The organism is Pseudomonas sp. ABFPK, from assembly GCF_001586765.1.
GTDB classification, from domain to species: Bacteria; Pseudomonadota; Gammaproteobacteria; order Pseudomonadales; family Pseudomonadaceae; genus Aquipseudomonas; species Aquipseudomonas asiatica.
In genome coordinates, this window is the sequence record NZ_LQXW01000089.1 from 173,239 (window position 1) to 186,464 (window position 13,226).

The window sequence follows — 13,226 nt, forward strand, 5'->3', positions numbered from 1 at the left end:
TCAAGCATGGTAATTCGTGCCAAACGTACACAGGCCGGCTTTCTGTCGATTGATGGTGTTTTCTGGATGATGCTGATCGCGGTTGCGCTCGGCTTCATCGTGTGGATGAGCTGGAGAATGATCGGCAATTCCGATGTCGCCATTGAACAAAGCAACATCAGCACCCTGATTGCAAACACCAAAAAGCTGAAAGGCTCAACTGGCTACGGAACCTCTGGACAGAGCCTGGTGACCTCTCTCATCAATATCGAGGGTACCGGTTCGATGGCTGTTTCCGGCACAACCTTGTCAAACCAATGGAATGGAGCTGTGACAGTCGTCAGCAACGGCATGACCTTCACCATCTCCGAAGCCAACGTTCCGAAAAGCGCATGCATCACCTTGGCAACCAAAGTGGCGAAAGACAAACAAACCACAACCACGATCAATGGCGGCACTGCTACCAAGGGTGAAGTAATGGCGGCTGCAGCAACCACCAGTTGCTCAAGCGATGCGAACACCATGACCTGGACCACTTACTGAAGGAGCTTAGGGTGAGTACCCTCTCCGAAGCCAACTTCGTCGACCTTTACCTCGGCGACGGTTTCGCAGACGTGAAGGGGCTGCCTGGGCAGCCCACTCGTGTTCCCGCCCCTCACGAATGGGGAGGCGAAATTGATCAACTGCGCGATCGCTGCCAAGAGCACTTCAACAAAACGCAAGAGCCCGAGTTCTCGCTGATTTTTGATGGTGCAGTTTACCGAGTCACTCAGCTTCAGGATCTCCACGCTCAGTCGCTCTTTGTACTGAGCAGGTCTGTGGTTCAGATTCTCCCGCTGGACGATCTCGGGCTACCTGATGAACTTCATATAAGTCTGTTCAACCCTGGCATCCGAGGGCTGATATTCATCTGCGGTGAAATGGGCTCCGGCAAGACCTCAAGTGCCGCCTCGATGGTCGCAGCAAGGCTCCAGGAGCTCGGGGGGATGGGGTTAACCGTCGAGGATCCTCCCGAACCTCTGCTGCATGGTGAGCATGGGCTTGGGCGCTGCATCCAGATTCCTGTATCCCGTCGCCAAGGTGGATACGAGGAAGCGTTGATACGTGCGCTAAGAACGCGCGCGGAGATTCTAATGGTGGGCGAAGTGCGCGATACACCAACAGCCGCGCAAGTTGTCCAGGCTTCGATCAATGGTCATTTCATCATCTGCACCGGGCATGCCGGCAGCGCCACTAAAGGCATTGAGCGACTGGCCTCGCTGGCACAGCCACTGATCCCCAACGCGAAAGACCTACTGGCTCAAGGACTCATTGCCGTAATCCACCAGGTCCTGATCCCCGACGCATCTGGCTTCAAGCGACTGAAACTTGAATGCCTGTCTCTGGTTGGACCGGACGCACCCGGTATTCGCGAAAAGATCCGTGCTGGCCAACTGCAGATGCTCGAGCAAGACATCGCCAACCAATCCTCCAGGAGCCTCTGGAATGATCAATAAACGCAATCAGGCAGGGATGCTCGCCGTCGACGCCGTCATGGCATTGCTCGTGCTCTCTGTGCTCATCACCCTGGGCTCCGTGTGGATCATCAAGCAGATGGACGCCCAGGACTTCAGGATAGCTGCAGACAAGCAGAGGGCGGTCGCTGACGCGGTCAGCAAGTATCTCAAAGACAACTTCAGTACTGTCCTGGCGAGCGCCACCGCTACGAATCCGGTGCAGATCACAGTACCCATGCTTCGCAACACAAACTTCCTGCCGGCCGGGTTCACTGACACCAATGGGTTTGGGCAGACGATCGTTGGGCTGGCTCGCAAGCCGAATGCCAACCAGTTGGAAGCAATCGTTCTCACCACTGGTGGCCAGGCCATATCGGAGCTTGGCATTCGAACAATTGCAGAGAACCTGGGCGGCCCGGGCGGCTTCATTTCTTCAAGCAATACCAATGTAATTCAGGGGGTGCGCGGTGGCTGGCAAGTGACCCTGAGCAACTACGCCATCAACCCCGGCGCCGGCCATACCGCAAGCGCCCTGTTCCTAATGGATGGCCAGCTCGCCAATGACTATCTGTATCGCAATGCGGTGCCGGGCCACCCCGAGCTGAACAGCATGAACACCGACCTCAGCATCGGAGGCCACAACATCGACAACGCAGCTGCCATCACTGCATCTGGAAATGTGACAACCAGTGCCGACGTTAATGCTCGGAACTTGACGGCGACAAATACCGTGACGGCAACCACCGCGAACATCACTGGGGAAACCTATACGGGTGGCTGGTTCAGATCACGTGGTGACACTGGCTGGTACAACGAAAAGTGGGGCGGAGGCATCTACCAGTCGGATCCTGACTGGGTGCGTATCTACAACAACAAGGGCCTAGCTACGGGTGGAGCGGTCGTCGCGGGACAGCTCCAATCCTACGGCAGCATCAGCGCGTCAGGCCGACTCACGACAGGGGAGTATCTCTCGATCGGTGGCCAGGCTGCTGAGGGCGCCGCCTGCAGCGACAACAGCTTGATCGCTAAGAACGCTGCCGGCCAAACCCTATCCTGCCAATCAGGGGTATGGCGCTCCGCCACCAGTACAGCGCCTAAGTGCACGGCATACACCATCCCCGGATACGCCGCCAACGACGTGACCACGTACGCTTGCCCTGCGGGCTACACCAAGATCGGGTGGGACACCCACGGTCAGAATTGGCGCTCCAGCACGACTCCCGGAATCATCATTGGCTCCAATGATTATTCGACAATCTTCTGCTGTCAGTTCTGACAAATCGGCCCCCCGCGGAAGCAGAAACAATTCAACAGAAACGATGGCTTTATGCCACTCACGGTAAAGGTTATCATTGCTTCCCCCCTTACAGAGAACCAAAGCAGCGCGTACAAGGATTTAGTCGTGAGCAGCATACATTTTGATGTAGATGCAGTTTATTGCATCTCGCTAGACACTCGGAACGATCGACGTCAGCTCTTCAGAGAAAGCGTCGGAAATGTGATCAATAACCAAGTTATTTTTCATGTCGTTCAAAAACATCAAGACCCCAAACAGGGTTGTTATGAGTCACATCAACAGTTAGCTCAGCTAGCCCTTGAGCAAGGGCTCGAGCGTATCCTGATATTTGAGGATGATGTCAAACCCTATGACCTGAAACCTTTTCGAATTAAATGGATCAACCGGTTCATGCGTCGGCACCGATTCGAGGCATTGCACTTGGGATACTCCATGGGCCGAACCTGGCTCACATGGTTCCCATTTATCGCTCGCGGTCGGGTCGTAGCACTGCATGCATATGTGCTATCTCGTGAGGGCTGCGAGATCCTTGCAGCGACTCCTTATGATGGAACACCTGTCGACGTTGTATTCAAAAATCACATTCGCCAACATTGTGCCTTTCCTATGATGTTCCGGCAACACGCCGCATGTGTAACAGGGAGTGATCTGGAGCAAGTGGTAAAAAATGAGGATGAATGGTGGGAACGCAATTGGCGTAAACACTGGCGTTCCCCACTCAAGAATATGTGGAAAACACTGCTGCGTTTGAATTTTTGACGATCCTTCATCGAAGTAGAATTCAATGAGAGAAAATTCAGGCGCAGCCTTGACTTTTCTGATTATCCCCATGAATGAGTCATGTAGAACTGACCATACCCCTCAGCAATATGAGGCAATACAATGTCATTCAACTGGATCGTCATAACCATTCTTCTGATAGCCGTAGGAATCGCCGCTACGCAAGAGGAGCAATCACTGCAACTATCGGACTACGCCACGATTGATTCAGTCAGTCGAAGCTTTCTTGTATACCGGTCAGCGGCAGCTCAGTATGCCGTGGCTCATCCTTCATATACGGGCACACCTGCGGACACAGCGCTAACACTTCCATCCTGGTTCGCTAAGCCCTCAGGTGTATCCGCGTACCTGGTGGCAGGACAGAGCTATACCTACTTTACCGGCACCGTGCCATCAGGACTACCGGCAGTACTTGCCGAAAGAACCCAATCGATCTCCGTCGGTGTTAAGCTTTCTGGGGTGCTGTACTCGCCGATTGCAGGTGCGACCACAATCACGATCCCGTCCCCCATTCCAGAAGGCGCGATCGTAGCGCTTAACTGAAGAAATCTGGCTGCTTGGGCGTATCGGCTTGCATCTGTGCGTAGCTGACAACATAATGCCATTAGTGACGGTTCAACCCCGCTGGCTACTGACGGTCATCAGTAGCGCCCAGGTGTTGCGGTTCGCCTCAACACCAACCGTAAGCACGCTATAGCTCCGGGAAGGGCGTGCGGATCTGGTTGAAAACTCTCCCTGCGTCTCCCTGCTCTCCCTAGTCGCGCAGCCGTCTAACTCGTGATGATCGAGTTCAAAGGCACATAGAGTTTCAAGAGATTCGGTGCTTCTTTGCTCTAAGGGTCACTCTGGTGATGTGACCCCTCCTCTTTTCTCCCATTGGGTAGCCTGATGGACTTGGCGACAGGTCAATCAGGCTACCCAATGGGTAAGCTTCCCCCTGCCGGTGGCCCGCCGGCGATAAGCAGGGCTCCTTTTGTGCGCGGATGCGTGCCTCACGTTTACTGGCCAAAGCCACGAGAATGGCCAGGTGCTGCGAATCGAAGCGATCAATGCCCAGGGATCGACGGTTCCCTCACAGGTGGCTCCTTACACAATTTTTCTCAGCACGGCTGGAGTCACCCTCCAGCCGGTGTAGTCTCCCCCTTCCCTACTGATTTGCGCTCACATGCCTATCCGCCGCAGCGGGATACCGTGGCACTTGCATTGTCACAACTGACAAGAGATACAGCGTAAACAAGCGTACAAACCCTACGTCACCGAGGATTTTCACATTCAGGGGATCAGGTGTACTTGAGACATACCAGAATAAAATGCATAGGCAATATGCAAGGCCAGAGCCTCCTATGAACACCCCCATATTGGCGTAATCTCCCTCAGGGAGACTGAGATTAAAACGCCCGATCGTAATCAGCCAGCCAATCACAAGAAGATATGACATCAGCATTGCACTTGGGATAGAAAGAGCGGCAATTGAGAAAGGATCATCCAGCGGCGAAAACTCAGGGAATGCCGTAAGCAGCGTCAATGCCACAAACACGATCAACAATGATCGACTATTAATTTTTGTAAACCAGTCCAGAACGTCCTTCATTCACCACTCCCATCTCGTCACAATGCACGGCATCACGGTGCAGCTTCACTGAACCGCCCACCTAACTCCGCCCCGAATATACCCTTATTTAACATCGCGTCAACGCCAGCAGATCAGCCACCATCAAGAAAGTTGTTCCAGAAATCTAAACCCTGAGGTATATTGAATATACGAGATCAATTCATCTCGGCATCTCGCCAACATCAACTCAACCAAAAGAGCAGTGCAACTGCCTTTGATTATAAGGATCACCTCATGGAATCGCTGGAAAAATTGCGTCTTCGCGACGAAGTTGCCCCTTTCGACTTTACCCGAATTGAAGGGGAAATTCCGACCTACATTCTTATCGATGGCGAAATCTCATCCCTTGCCAAAGAAGAAATGAAAAACAACCAAGGTTTTTTTGAGAAGCTCGGCCGTGACATTGGCCTGCTGAAGTCCCAGCCCAGCTGGGAGGGATGGGATGGCTGGGGAGCCGGATTCAAACTCAAGTGCGCAGCACTGCACCAGGCAGGCTGGACCTTCAAAGATAACCATGAGCCTTATGCTGAAGCCGCGCGTGCATATGAGAAGGTGCGCCAAGCACTGCTTTCACCTGACTGCAAATCCCCTGCCGACCTGCTGCGACTGCTTGGGTAACGGCGTATCCTGCGTGAGTCGTCGAGCGTTGCCGGCTTGACACAACCCTCTACGGCTCCGATGATTAGGTCGTGATCTGCTGACGTCGTCAGCAACATGCCCCATGCAGTTCGGATCTGGAATACTGCAGCACATATCATGTGCGATCCTCCCAAAGGTCGTTTCGCTTCTGGTAGCACGACCGATCGGCTCAAACCGATAGAAGCCCCTTCCGCAAACCTAGCGGGGAATTCACTTCCCCGTCAGGGCCAGTGTTTCTCCGCATTTCTAAACCGCAGGAGAAACACCATGGCTCCAATGTCCGCACCTACGACAAGCTTCCGTTTTGGCTATGCGCTTGGCACCCTCACTCGAGAGTTCCTGCGTTCGATCAAACGGCCAGCTCGGCTTGCCCCTGTTCAAACTCAGCCCGCTCCGATTCTTGCGAGTGCTTTTCAAGCCCGTAACGACTGGGATGAATTGTCCAAAACCCCGACCATTGCTCGCCGGGGCATAGACTTGAACCGCTGGTATGAGGAAAACACCACACAGGCCAAACCGATGAAGCCGAAGCGTAAGCGCAGCAATGCGCGCAAGGCCCCAGCTCCCGCAGCTCTGTTTGTCGGTCCGCTACCAAAATTCGGCTCCCTGAATGAACTCATAGCCTGATCTCAAATCCCCCACCCCATCGGGAACCTTCCCGATGGGAAGGCTTTCCGATTTTGTAAGGAAAGCTATGGCATCCACAAAACGCGCCGCAATAGCGGACGACCTTCGCAAGATCGGCACCACTGCAGTTGCCGCCGCCCTCGTGGGCATCTTCCTCAGCACCAACCGGCTGCTTACTGCTTTCGCCCTGGTTGTAGGTGTTGTAATCTGGGTACTAGGTATTTACCTGACGCCGGAGGACTGAGCATGAGCCAAACTACATTCGGTATCGTCCTGCTGACAGCCCTGCTTGTATTCTGCTTGGGCCTGGCCGCTTGGGCGGATTGGCCAAACGTCAAACGTCATTGCCAGAAGATGCTGCGTGTGCACTGAACGTTGTTCCCCTTCAAACCCTCCCTCTGGAGGGTTTTTTCATTTCAGGGCTTGACAAAAAATCCACCCGTTTCCATCCTTTGAGTCGTGAGCTGCTGACGTTGTCAGTGACCCAAGCCCGAGCAGTCAAGATCTGAAAGACTGCCACACCCTCTGAGGTGCTGATCCCCCAAAAATCGCCCAGCTTCCGGTAGCGCGATTGATCAATCTCACGATTGATGGAAGCCCACCAAACTGCTACGCAACTCAACCCATGCGGGGAATACTTTCCCCCCCTGGGCGAAGTGTTTCTCCGCTTTCACTATTGAAACTGGAGAATCACCATGAGCAACCAATCCAACGACGCAAAATTCTTCGACCTGCACACCACTGGCATCGGTTACCTCAACCGTATCCGCGAAGTTAAGCCTCGCGGTAAAGGCAAGCCATTTTGGGCCGCCACTGTTGCAGCCCTCCGCGGTTCGACAGAAAACGCTGAGTACACCTATATCGACTGCAACGCTGTCGGCGCCGAAGCAGAAACCCTGATCAAACGCTGCCAACAGGCCGTTGATGCCGGAAAGAAGGTGCTTGTCTCCTTCCGTATCGGAGATATCTGGGCGGATGCGTTTACCTATGAAAAAGGCGAGAAGAAAGGCCAAGCCGGCGCAAGCCTCAAAGGTCGGCTTCTCTATATCGGCTGGATCAAAGTTGATGGCAACCTCGTTTATGAGGCAAAGCCGAAAAACGCCACCCCGTCCGCTGACAATCAGGGACAACGTGAGCAATCCGTGAATCAAGGACAGCCAGTCGCCGACCAGTTCGGTGAACAGCTCGAGTCTGACCTCGGTAATGATCCTTCCCAGCAAGCCAACCAGGCTGCATAACCCCTATCAAGGCGCTGATCTCAGCGCCTTCACTTTCTGCCACCGTAAACGAATTCTGTTTTGGTTCACTGTCGTTGACAGTGCCTCCCGGAGCCAGGGTTTAAGGCTCCAGCGCGTTGCGTCAACCCACCCAAGATCGCCTAGCACTCGACAGCGCGATCGCATCACCTAGTGATGGAGTGCCTTGTACTTTACCGACCCGCGGGGATCTCATCCTCGCGGGCTGAGGCCTCGCTCATTTTGGAGACCTCTAATGTCTATACCCTCCGCCTCAACCGAGGCATACCTCACCCTTCCAGTTGTCCTGGATAACGCAGCGTGGATGCGTGCGGTCTATCTCGAAAACCCTGACCGGGTAGCCGAAATGAGCCAACGCCTCGCCACCGTCGTACAAACGGCGTGGCAAGAACTCAAGCAGCAACCCCTGGCCAAGGCATTCACCTTCGGCGTGTACACAAAGCGCCATACTGGCCGCCAACGTGACTGGGTTGCCCTCGCTTTGCGAGTCGTCACCCCCGAGAACGAGCCTGCCTACATCCAGATCCAGCTGCCGCCCACAGCAGACCCCGCCTGACACAGCCAGTTAATCACCCAGAGGGGGCACCCTCTGGGGTGGCTTCCTCTCAACCAGGAGCACGCCACATGGCACAATCATCCAACCCATTCAACACCGCTGCCAGCGATAACGCTATGACCCATCCCTGCTGCAGCCGAGCGTTCGAAATCGCCTCTGCACACTTGCCCGAGGAAGACTGGGCGGACCTACAGGCACTCGCTGAAAGTGCTGATACAGCTCTGCTTCAATTCGAGTGCTTCACCCTGCCCGACAGTGACGCCATCGGCTTCAAGATTCTCAGCACGCCCTGGACAGACCAACATCTGGGACGGTACTGGGGGTACGACCTGTCGACACTTCAAGCTCTGCAAGCCGCCGAGGGCTTTAGTGAAGATACCGTCCAAGTACTCACTCTCGCCGCTCAGGCTGAGGTGAGGTTCCTGGTCATAGACCCCAACAGCAACGTTCTCAACGGTCTGCCTCTGTTCGACTGCTGATCACCTTCCACCTCCCGGGGAACGCCCGCTGGGAGTTCCCCATGCTTTACGGGGAGCGCAAATGATCTCCATCACTGGCCAGCTGGCCATCCGCACAATCTCCGGCCGACTTGGACTCTTCAACGTCGGCCGCCTAAGCACCTCGATCGGCGAGTTCACGATCAAGGATGCTCTCTTGGACCAGTACCAGGAGGGCAAATACCGAGGTGACTTCGCGATCAAGCAAATTCGGCCCTCGTATTACTCACACGGAGGTCGACTTGTTGTCGAGATCAGGGCTGAACTCGAGGGCATGAACCTGGAGGATGTCACTGGCCTCAGTCGAGAAGACGAAGAACACCTGCCGACAAACGTCCCTGATCCCCTTGAGGAAGATAGGGCGCAAACTGCACCACCACAGCGTCGGAGTCCTAGTGCTCCCCCGCCACAGCCGCCAATCAGCAACTCCGCCTCGGATCAGCCCTTCGGGATGGATCCGCCGGCGCCACCGATCGCTGACGACACCGATGCCGAGCTGTTCGGCACGGTATGGCCATTGAACGAGACCGTTAGGCTCGATACCACCGTAGACCGGCAACGTCTGCGCGCTCAATGCACGCGGCTGGACCAGCTCGGCTACACCATGGACTTCAAGACCCAAACCTGGACCAGGACTTCACCTTGAGTCGACCATCCAGGCCAACGTCGTAATCACATCCACTACACCCTGAGGGGCCTCCTCAGGGGGCTCCGTTTTCCTACCTGGAGCACCACTATGAACGCCATTTTCAAAAGCCTGAGCAAGCAAGCCCTCGCCAATATTGAAGACCAACTGTCCAACAACGAGGTGTCGACCGACGGCGAGCTCATCGACTTCTTCATTGAAGCGCTGGAGCTCACACTGGAGCAAGCCGAGGCCGCTGTACGCCTTCGCGACCAGTACCGTATGCAGATATTCCTCGAAGGTCACGGCCCACTGCATCAGCAACAAGCCCAGGTTTTCGATCCAGTCACCCAGTCTTTCAACTGATAGTCCAACCACCCCAGGGGGCGTTCACGCCCTCTGGGGCGTACGCCTTCACTCCGGAGGCGATCATGCATTCAACACACCTGTTCCAGATCGAGGAATGCCCTGACCTGTACGTCGACGCTTGTGTGTGCGACGAGCAGCGAAACCTCGTGTTCCTTTCAGCCTGGGGCCGCGACACCGCCCTCCAGGAGTTCCTCGCCAGGCTCACGCTTGGCCGAGAAGAAAATGGTCTGGACCAATTCCACATCCTCGTAGACGGTCGAAGCATCCCCGTTTTCCCCAACCAAGACCTGCTGGAGAAGCGCACGACGCGCCAGTTCCGCGGCACGCTGTTCGGCAGCATGTTGCACCTCTGGCTGTTCGATCGGCGAGCCTCTGCCCCCGACCTGGCCAATCACTTCGCTTTCGCGCTCCTGGAGCGCAATGAAGCCCTACACCACCGGCTCTGGCCACTGGTGATGGACACTTGCCCACTCCCCCTTCTCCCCCACTGGCGCGAGCCCGTGATGGACGTCCTAACCCAGCAACAGATGCTCGTCTCCCTCCCCGGGGCGATCGGCAATGTCTGTGCCTGGCGACTCGCCATGAAGCTCGACGTGCTCGAGCCTGCTCTCGGCGCGCTGATTCGCCAGGGCGCACTGACCACTGAAGCTCAGGCCTAGGCCTGAGCACACCTACTCACTCAAGGAACCCTTATGGCTCTAATGTTTCCGCGCCTGGCGCGTAACTTCGCTCGCAACGGCTACTACCCCACGGATGAGGTCACCCTCGAACGCACGCTGCAGGCCCTCACACCTTCCCTCTCGGGCAGGATGAGGATCTGCGACCCATGTGCTGGAGAGGGTGTGGCCTTGGCTGAAGCAGCCCACATCTTGGGCCGTGACCAGGTCCAAGCGTTTGCCGTCGAGTTTGATCGCGAACGGGCAGAGCACGCGCGCGGCCTGCTCGACCGGGTGCTGCACAGCGACCTCTTCGACACCTTGATCAGCCGCCAGTCATTCGGCTTGCTCTGGCTTAATCCACCCTACGGTGACCTGGTCGCTGACCACTCCGGTGCCTCCCAGTACCAGGGGAGCGGTCGCCGGCGTCTGGAGAAGGCCTTCTACCAACGCTGCCTACCGCTTCTGCAGTACGGCGGCACAATGGTCCTGATCATCCCGCACTACGTGCTGGACGACGAACTGACGGGATGGCTGAGCAATCACTTCGCCGAGCTACGCATCTACAGCGCAGCGGATCCCACCTTCAAGCAGGTGGTGATCCTCGGCATCCGTGTCCGCCGGCAAGATCTGGCCCGAGCCGAGATCAACCAGGTGAGAACTCACCTGCAGGCGATCGGCGCTGGACAACAGGCCGAGGAGATCCCGGCCACCTGGCCATGGGAACCGTACCTCGTCCCGTCGGCAACCAGCGAGCTGGAGCACTTCTACCGCATCACACTGGAGCCAGAACAATTCTCCACCGAGATCCTGCAGTTGCGGGGCCTATGGCCAGATTTCAACCTGCACTTCGGGCAAGTCGGCCTACAACCCCGAGCCCCGGTCCGCGAGCTATCTCGATGGCATCTCGCACTGGCCTTGGCTGCCGGCGCAATCTCCGGCGTTGTACGTTCAAAGTCGGGACGGATCCTGGTCGTGAAGGGTGACACCTACAAGGACAAGGTACGCAAGACCGAATTCACCGAGGACGAAGAAGGGAACGTCTCAGAAGTCAGGATCCTCACAGATCGGTTCATCCCAATCATCCGCGCCTGGGAAATGACCCCAGCGTCATTGAATCTCGGCCAAGTGCTGATCATCAGCTCATCACCAGCCCACATCGACAACGCACCTGCAACTGAGGGACCAGCTGCAACGCCATTATTTAATCCGGGGCAGATCGTGATGACCGCCGCTGTCAGCAACCTGGTGGAAACCGGACAACTCAACCCAACCCCCGCGCTGAAACGCCACCTGGCGGGTGACTGGGGGGACCTGTGCGATGAAGATCGAGCCTCCAACCAGCTTGCACTGACACACGGAGACCGCTTGCTCTCAAGCTATGACATCGACGCCGGCGATGAATCCAGGCTCTGGATCATTACCGAGGCCGACCGCAGCTCCACCACCTTGCTGCTTCCCAACGACTACTGATTTTCGCCATAACGGCGCCCCCTTCACCCCCAACCCCCAGGGTATGCCTATACCCGTCGGGTTATGTGCATGCCCTGGATTCGACTACAGGAAATGCACATGAACGCAATCAGCCACCCGGCCGCTTCGGTCGGATCTCCCCTGAACATCAACCTCACCGACTTCATCGACGAGTTCGGCGACGAACTCCTAGAGTCACTCAACCGTTCCAATCCTCCGGTCTACACCGGCAGCATCAACGAACAGCGCCAGGCCGTGATGGCGAATCTCAAGCGCACGCCATTCGTGGCGCAAGCTGAGGTTGTCCAAGCCATCACGGCGCTGCTGCTTGATCGCAACGAGCAAGCTGCGATTATCAACGCCGAGATGGGTACCGGGAAGACCATGATGGCCATCGCAGTTGCATCCGTGATGCATGCGGCCGGCTACCGTAGGACGCTCGTCATCTCACCACCACATCTGGTTTACAAGTGGCGCCGCGAGATCCTGGAGACCACACCGGAAGCCCGCGTCTGGGTGCTCAATGGCCCAGATACCCTGGTCAAGCTGCTCAAGCTGCGCGACCAGTCGGGGCAAATTTACGATGGCCGCCCGGAGTTCTTTATCCTCGGCCGCGTGCGAATGCGTATGGGATTCCACTGGCGGCTCGCCTGCGGGAAGAAGCGCGGCGCCGGCGGCCAACTGCTGGCGATCTGTCCAGATTGCGGCCAAGTCCTCGAGGACCTGGAAGGCAACCTGGTCACCGTGGCTGAATTCGAACGTGGTGATCGCCGGCGTAATTGCACCGCCTGCAATGCTGCCCTCTGGACGCTTATGCGCCCAGGGAAAGCTGATGCAGGCGACCGCCACTCGACAATCCTGAAGTCGATGTGTCGGATACCCACGATCGGCCCGGTCCGGGCGGAGCGACTACTCAATGACTTTGGCGAAGACTTCCTGGCCTCCATGCTGGTAGATAACGTGTCCGAGTTCATCAACCTGATGGACCCCAAGGGCAACTTCATCTTCAGTGACCGCCAGGCCAAGCGCATGGAGCGTGCAATGGCCAACATCGAGTTCGGCTTCGGTGAGGGCGGCTACCAACCGACGGAATTCATCAAGCGCGTGCGACGTGAAGTCGCCTGAGTAATTGTTCCAACGGGGGCAACCCCGACGAGGAACCTGATGTTCCGTCATCAGTAGCCTACCGGCACATGCAGGACTGGTAACGGTCTTGTGTGAAGCTGCCGGGACAATGTAGCTGGGCCTTCGGGCCGCGCCGCTGCCGTGAGGCAAGGCGTTACCTGCGAGCATCAATGCGGGTACGGCGCTAGGCTGGGTGGTATGACCAACGCAAGTGAACTGCTGTTAAACACCGTTATGAA

At 56.4% G+C, this 13,226-nt stretch carries 17 protein-coding genes and 1 pseudogene; 17 read left to right on the forward strand and 1 reads right to left on the reverse strand.

The genetic code is table 11. The annotated features are described in order from the left end of the window. Window positions 1–6: 6 nt before the first annotated feature. From WM94_RS28410 to pilM, 5 genes are all read left to right on the forward strand, one after another. Window positions 7–522 carry a type 4 pilus major pilin gene (locus tag WM94_RS28410; protein WP_061552711.1) on the forward strand — a complete coding sequence of 172 codons (516 nt, stop codon included), beginning with the start codon at window positions 7–9 and terminating at the stop codon, window positions 520–522. Between the two features lie 11 nt (window positions 523–533). Then, entirely contained in the window at window positions 534–1,475 is a 942-nt protein-coding gene (locus tag WM94_RS28415) for an ATPase, T2SS/T4P/T4SS family (RefSeq protein WP_061552712.1), read from the forward strand. Beyond that, window positions 1,465–2,751, forward strand: coding sequence for a shufflon system plasmid conjugative transfer pilus tip adhesin PilV (gene pilV / locus WM94_RS28420; protein ID WP_061552713.1), 1,287 nt, complete (start codon window positions 1,465–1,467; stop codon window positions 2,749–2,751). The genes WM94_RS28415 and pilV overlap by 11 nt, the downstream gene beginning before the upstream one ends. 126 nt (window positions 2,752–2,877) lie before the next feature. Next, the gene (locus WM94_RS30005; protein WP_082810675.1) at window positions 2,878–3,531 is read left to right on the forward strand and encodes a glycosyltransferase family 25 protein; all 654 of its coding nucleotides are present in this window, start codon (window positions 2,878–2,880) and stop codon (window positions 3,529–3,531) included. 123 nt (window positions 3,532–3,654) lie between these two features. Continuing rightward, entirely contained in the window at window positions 3,655–4,095 is a 441-nt protein-coding gene (gene pilM, locus WM94_RS30010) for a type IV pilus biogenesis protein PilM (protein ID WP_082810670.1), read from the forward strand. Window positions 4,096–4,699: 604 nt separating this feature from the next. Here the strand turns inward: pilM and WM94_RS28430 are convergent. Beyond that, on the reverse strand, window positions 4,700–5,143 hold the full coding sequence (locus WM94_RS28430; RefSeq protein WP_061552715.1) for a hypothetical protein: 444 nt from the start codon (window positions 5,141–5,143) through the stop codon (window positions 4,700–4,702). A gap of 255 nt (window positions 5,144–5,398) precedes the next feature. Here WM94_RS28430 and WM94_RS28435 point away from each other — a divergent pair, with 255 nt between their 5' ends. The 12 genes and pseudogenes from WM94_RS28435 to WM94_RS28480 form a co-directional block, all read left to right on the forward strand. After that, complete coding sequence (locus WM94_RS28435) at window positions 5,399–5,782, forward strand: hypothetical protein (RefSeq protein ID WP_061552716.1); 384 nt, start codon at window positions 5,399–5,401, stop codon at window positions 5,780–5,782. 288 nt (window positions 5,783–6,070) lie between these two features. Beyond that, on the forward strand, window positions 6,071–6,430 hold the full coding sequence (locus WM94_RS28440) for a hypothetical protein (RefSeq protein ID WP_061552717.1): 360 nt from the start codon (window positions 6,071–6,073) through the stop codon (window positions 6,428–6,430). A gap of 67 nt (window positions 6,431–6,497) precedes the next feature. Next, window positions 6,498–6,674, forward strand: coding sequence for a hypothetical protein (locus tag WM94_RS30585; protein ID WP_177342441.1), 177 nt, complete (start codon window positions 6,498–6,500; stop codon window positions 6,672–6,674). A gap of 2 nt (window positions 6,675–6,676) precedes the next feature. Then, on the forward strand, window positions 6,677–6,802 hold the full coding sequence (locus WM94_RS31005; protein ID WP_256207072.1) for a hypothetical protein: 126 nt from the start codon (window positions 6,677–6,679) through the stop codon (window positions 6,800–6,802). Between the two features lie 323 nt (window positions 6,803–7,125). Beyond that, on the forward strand, window positions 7,126–7,668 hold the full coding sequence (locus WM94_RS28445) for an STY4534 family ICE replication protein (protein ID WP_061552718.1): 543 nt from the start codon (window positions 7,126–7,128) through the stop codon (window positions 7,666–7,668). Window positions 7,669–8,032: 364 nt separating this feature from the next. Continuing rightward, the gene (locus WM94_RS28450; protein WP_256207073.1) at window positions 8,033–8,242 is read left to right on the forward strand and encodes a hypothetical protein; all 210 of its coding nucleotides are present in this window, start codon (window positions 8,033–8,035) and stop codon (window positions 8,240–8,242) included. A gap of 68 nt (window positions 8,243–8,310) precedes the next feature. After that, complete coding sequence (locus WM94_RS28455; RefSeq protein ID WP_061552720.1) at window positions 8,311–8,721, forward strand: hypothetical protein; 411 nt, start codon at window positions 8,311–8,313, stop codon at window positions 8,719–8,721. Between the two features lie 61 nt (window positions 8,722–8,782). Continuing rightward, window positions 8,783–9,385, forward strand: coding sequence for a DUF3275 family protein (locus WM94_RS28460; RefSeq protein ID WP_061552721.1), 603 nt, complete (start codon window positions 8,783–8,785; stop codon window positions 9,383–9,385). Window positions 9,386–9,475: 90 nt separating this feature from the next. Beyond that, on the forward strand, window positions 9,476–9,730 hold the full coding sequence (locus tag WM94_RS28465; protein ID WP_061552722.1) for a hypothetical protein: 255 nt from the start codon (window positions 9,476–9,478) through the stop codon (window positions 9,728–9,730). Window positions 9,731–9,795: 65 nt separating this feature from the next. Next, the gene (locus WM94_RS28470) at window positions 9,796–10,392 is read left to right on the forward strand and encodes a hypothetical protein (RefSeq protein ID WP_082810671.1); all 597 of its coding nucleotides are present in this window, start codon (window positions 9,796–9,798) and stop codon (window positions 10,390–10,392) included. Between the two features lie 33 nt (window positions 10,393–10,425). After that, window positions 10,426–11,862, forward strand: coding sequence for a DUF6094 domain-containing protein (locus WM94_RS28475; protein WP_061552724.1), 1,437 nt, complete (start codon window positions 10,426–10,428; stop codon window positions 11,860–11,862). 99 nt (window positions 11,863–11,961) lie between these two features. Continuing rightward, a pseudogene (locus WM94_RS28480) lies at window positions 11,962–12,966 on the forward strand (SNF2-related protein); the annotation flags it as partial. Window positions 12,967–13,226 lie beyond the last annotated feature (260 nt).

Bases quoted from the DNA above. Each gene is read 5' to 3' on its own strand.
- WM94_RS28470 (WP_082810671.1), top strand. From the start codon at position 9,796: ATGCATTCAACACACCTGTTCCAGATCGAGGAATGCCCTGACCTGTAC.
- WM94_RS28460 (WP_061552721.1), top strand. From the start codon at position 8,783: ATGATCTCCATCACTGGCCAGCTGGCCATCCGCACAATCTCCGGCCGA.
- WM94_RS28440 (WP_061552717.1), top strand. From the start codon at position 6,071: ATGGCTCCAATGTCCGCACCTACGACAAGCTTCCGTTTTGGCTATGCG.
- WM94_RS28445 (WP_061552718.1), top strand. From the start codon at position 7,126: ATGAGCAACCAATCCAACGACGCAAAATTCTTCGACCTGCACACCACT.
- WM94_RS28475 (WP_061552724.1), top strand. From the start codon at position 10,426: ATGGCTCTAATGTTTCCGCGCCTGGCGCGTAACTTCGCTCGCAACGGC.
- WM94_RS28450 (WP_256207073.1), top strand. From the start codon at position 8,033: ATGAGCCAACGCCTCGCCACCGTCGTACAAACGGCGTGGCAAGAACTC.
- WM94_RS28435 (WP_061552716.1), top strand. From the start codon at position 5,399: ATGGAATCGCTGGAAAAATTGCGTCTTCGCGACGAAGTTGCCCCTTTC.
- WM94_RS31005 (WP_256207072.1), top strand. From the start codon at position 6,677: ATGAGCCAAACTACATTCGGTATCGTCCTGCTGACAGCCCTGCTTGTA.
- WM94_RS28455 (WP_061552720.1), top strand. From the start codon at position 8,311: ATGGCACAATCATCCAACCCATTCAACACCGCTGCCAGCGATAACGCT.
- WM94_RS28465 (WP_061552722.1), top strand. From the start codon at position 9,476: ATGAACGCCATTTTCAAAAGCCTGAGCAAGCAAGCCCTCGCCAATATT.
- pilV (WP_061552713.1), top strand. From the start codon at position 1,465: ATGATCAATAAACGCAATCAGGCAGGGATGCTCGCCGTCGACGCCGTC.
- WM94_RS30585 (WP_177342441.1), top strand. From the start codon at position 6,498: ATGGCATCCACAAAACGCGCCGCAATAGCGGACGACCTTCGCAAGATC.
- WM94_RS28430 (WP_061552715.1), bottom strand. From the start codon at position 5,143: ATGAAGGACGTTCTGGACTGGTTTACAAAAATTAATAGTCGATCATTG.
- WM94_RS28410 (WP_061552711.1), top strand. From the start codon at position 7: ATGGTAATTCGTGCCAAACGTACACAGGCCGGCTTTCTGTCGATTGAT.
- pilM (WP_082810670.1), top strand. From the start codon at position 3,655: ATGTCATTCAACTGGATCGTCATAACCATTCTTCTGATAGCCGTAGGA.